At 63.4% G+C, this 3,584-nt stretch carries 4 protein-coding genes; 2 read left to right on the forward strand and 2 right to left on the reverse strand.

All coding sequences use genetic code 11. The features are described 5' to 3' along the window. Together AC1DY5_RS47195 and AC1DY5_RS47200 are read right to left on the reverse strand one after the other, a co-directional pair. Positions 1 to 260 (reverse strand): ArsR/SmtB family transcription factor (locus AC1DY5_RS47195; protein WP_478121270.1); only part of this gene is annotated, 260 nt, incomplete at its 3' end. Between the two features lie 463 nt (positions 261 to 723). Continuing rightward, a complete protein-coding gene (locus tag AC1DY5_RS47200; protein ID WP_478121267.1) occupies positions 724 to 957 on the reverse strand; it encodes a DUF2789 domain-containing protein in 234 nt (77 codons plus the stop codon). A gap of 300 nt (positions 958 to 1,257) precedes the next feature. Between AC1DY5_RS47200 and AC1DY5_RS47205 the strand changes: the two genes are divergently transcribed. Together AC1DY5_RS47205 and AC1DY5_RS47210 are read left to right on the forward strand one after the other, a co-directional pair. After that, complete coding sequence (locus AC1DY5_RS47205) at positions 1,258 to 2,169, forward strand: alpha/beta hydrolase (RefSeq protein WP_478121268.1); 912 nt, start codon at positions 1,258 to 1,260, stop codon at positions 2,167 to 2,169. A 343-nt stretch (positions 2,170 to 2,512) separates the two neighbouring features. Next, positions 2,513 to 3,511: an ABC transporter substrate-binding protein gene (locus tag AC1DY5_RS47210; protein ID WP_478121269.1), complete on the forward strand. Its 999-nt coding sequence runs from the start codon at positions 2,513 to 2,515 to the stop codon at positions 3,509 to 3,511. Positions 3,512 to 3,584 lie beyond the last annotated feature (73 nt).

Raw genomic sequence — 3,584 nt, forward strand, 5'->3', positions numbered from 1 at the left:
AGATAGCCGAGCAGCGCGTTCATGTTTTCGTACGCGGCTCGATAGATGAGGTTGCGGCTGGCGCGCTCTTGGGTCACCAGGCCTGAATTCGCCAACTCCTTGAGATGGAATGACAAGGTGGCGGGGGGTACGTCCAGTGCCGCCTGAATCACGCCTGGCGTGAGCCCGCCTTGGCCAGCGACCACTAACGCTCGAAACACCTCGAGCCGCAACGGGTGGGCCAACGCGGCGAGGCCATGAACGACTTGCTTAGCTTCCATGATTCCAGTATACTCGAATACTTGTTTTTCATCAAGACCGCCTCTCCTGTGTTTGTAACGGCTACCGCGTAGGGAATGTTCGGTCCTGAGGGAGCCTAAACGTCGGCATTGGGCCCAACCAGAAGTTCGGCGCGAATGAAACCAGTCGTTCGCCGCAGCTTCGATACCGGCGCCAAGGCGGCGATGTGGAAGTGCCGAGACCATGCGCGCGGGCGGGGATTGAACCAGGCGACACGCCGTGCGTCACCCAGACGGAAGAAGGACCAGGGCCTGCCGAGTCCCCGCGGCTTGCAGCTAGGCAATGCCGGACAATCGCGGTTTCGAAGTGATGAAAAGATGGTTCTCGTAGGCATCCTGACAAGGTCGGTCCGCGCACTTCGAAGCCGCGCTGTCGATATAGAACGCCTGAGCGCACTACGCGGCCGAGGACGCGCCATGAACGAGCGCGGCGCAATCGATTCAGCTACTCACGCAACAGCACGTCCAAGCGGTCCACCATCTCGGCCCAATCGGCATCTTCGTTAATTTCTTCGCGCAGGAACTGCGCCTGGCCGTGCGTCCAGAACGGAGCATCGGCGAGCCGAACCTCATTGCTCAGCGGGCGATGCTGCGCGAGGAACAGTTCAATGTCCGACTTCGTACTCGGCAATCCAAGTTGCCAAAACAGGCTTTCCAGGCTGTGGTCTGTCGTGTCCATCAGAGAATTGTCGTCCCGACTGCCAGCGGAGTGAGAATTTTGGCTCCAGCAGTTCCCCCTCTCTCGTGGTTTCCGGCGCATTGATCACCCTTCACAACGAGCCCGCCGAAGCACCGACCATCCTTCAGCCGAACGTCGATGGCGTGATGGTCCATGCATCAAGGTAGGCCCGCTTCTGGCCGAGGGTGTGTGGAAATTCCCTCGAAGCGGGCGTCGGGAGCCTCGCGCAAGTCCATTGGGGCGCCGAGCCAAGTAGCCCGTCGCCGGCGCTACCATCGTCTGTCATTTAAGGAGCCGCTCATGAAAGCGACCGTCGCCTTGTCCACCCTGCTCCTCGCCGCGGCAGCTTGCGGCTTCACGCATTCCCAGGCGCAACACGGGGCGCGCACTATGGAGCAGATGGACCAGCGCTTCGCGCCGGCCGTGCCGCCGGGCGTATCGCGCCTCGCGGACCTGCCCTACGGTCCGGAGCCGCTCCAGCGCATCGACGTGTACCGGCCGGCGCATCCGCGAGGACCGGTGCTCGTGATGGTCCATGGCGGCGGTTGGGGGGGCGGCGACAAGGCCATGCCACGGGTGGTCGACGCCAAGGTGGCGCACTGGGTGGTGGAGCGCGGCTGGATCCTGGTTTCGGTGGGCTACCGCTTCACGCCGCAGGTGCGCCCTCCGGAACAGGCCGGTGACATCGCGCAGGCGATTGCGCTGGTGCAGCGGCAGGCCAGGAGCTGGGGCGCCGATCCAGACGCCATCGTGCTGATGGGCCATTCGGCCGGCGCGCACCTGGGGGCGCTGGTGAGCGCATCGTCACGGTTCGCACGCGCCGCAGGTGCGGCGCCCTGGCGCGGCACTGTGGTCCTGGACAGCGCCGACGCGCTGGACACGCGCGCGCTGATGGAGCGGCGGCACCTGCCGCTTTACGACCAGGCGTTCGGTGCCGATCCCGGGGTGTGGCGTGCATCCTCGCCCACGGAGGCCCTCTCCACCGGGGACCGCCCTCTCCCCATGCTGCTGGTGTGTTCCCAGCCGCGGCGCGACGACGCTTGCGGCCATAGTCTCCGCTTCGCGGACAGAGTGCGCGCCTTTGGCGGCCGGGCGGAAGTCCTGCCGCAGTCTCTGAACCATATGCAGGTCAATGCTGAGCTGGGGCGGCCTGGGCCTTACACCGAAGCGGTGGATGCGTTCATCGCGTCGCTGAACGTGGTTGAGCGCTAGGCTCAGGTGTGGCGAACGCGAAATCCCATCGGATCAGGCCGAGCTTGCGGCGCGTCAAGAAGGTCCACTTCTGGCCGCATCCTGGCACAGCCAGGTCGGCGTCGTTGGGCCCGAAGCGGAAATTCACTGCCCTCTGAAAAGACCGCATCCGTAGATGCATGGTTCGCACGCCAAGCGAACGGAATGCCGCTTGCGTTCCATAGTGAGTTGGAGTCCACTCGCCGTGGCGCTGCCTCCCTTTGGACTTCAGCGAGCGAATGCGGGGCCCTGGCCTTTCCGCTCGTTGATTTCAGTCGGCTGCGAAATTCAGGGCACGTGATCTGAATGGACACAGGAGGGAAACATGGACCTTCAGCGCATCGCTCGTGTGGGTGTCTTGGCTCTGGCGGGATTCCTCCTGGGAGCGTCCCATGCCCAGCAGCCCACCGGAACGCCCAGGATTGGCATTCTCATGAATGGAGCGGCGGCGAACAACGTCGCCATGGAGGTGGTGAGAACAGGGTTCGCTCGCCTCGGTTACKTCGAGGGAAAGAACGTCATCTTCGAGCCTCGCTATGCCGAGGGAAAACTTGATCGACTGCCAGGGCTTGCCGCAGAGCTGGTAGGTCTGAACGTGGACGTCATCGCCACCTTTGGGGGCCCCGCTTCCAGCGCAGTGCACCGAGCCACGAAGTCCATTCCAACTGTGTTTGCGATCGTGGCCGACCCGGTGGCCGTGGGATTTGTCGCGAGCCTGGATCGTCCCGGCGGAAACGCCACCGGGATCACCAACAACGATCCCCAGCAGGCACGCCTTCAGTTGGAACTATTGAAATCCCTATGCCCCGGCCTGACTCGCATTGCGATCCTCAGCGACCAAGACATTCCCGGCGCTGACGCAAGTGGGTTGGCTCCAATCGAGCGCGCCAACATCGCTGCGGCAAAGGCACTCGGACTTGAGCCGAAGCTGCTGAAGGTACGCGGCCCCACGCCCGATTTCGAAACGACCTTCAAGACGATGGTCGATGAGGGAACTGAAGCGTTGCTGGTCCTGGAGGTGCCGGTCACACTGTTCCATCGCAAGCGCATCGGCGAACTGGCGGCTGCGAACCGGCTGCCCTCCATGTTTTCAGCCGGGTCGTCAGACGCTGGGGGCATCCTGAGCTTTGGTACCAATGTCGCGGACACCTGGCCACACGTACCATCGTTTGTCGATCGAATTATCAAGGGTGCCAAGCCCGGTGAAATGCCTGTGGAAGTCGTGACCAGGCGCGAGCTCGTGGTCAACCTTAAGGCCGCCCGCGAACTCGGGGTGAGCGTCCCAACCGAGCTGCAGAGGCGCGCTGACCGGATCATTGACTGAGCCAGGAGAGCACGTGACCGATGCGATTCTGCCTTGGGCGAACGTCTCCTTGTGGCCGCATTCTGCCGGACAG

This window comes from Variovorax sp. P4_D9, from assembly GCF_056401695.1.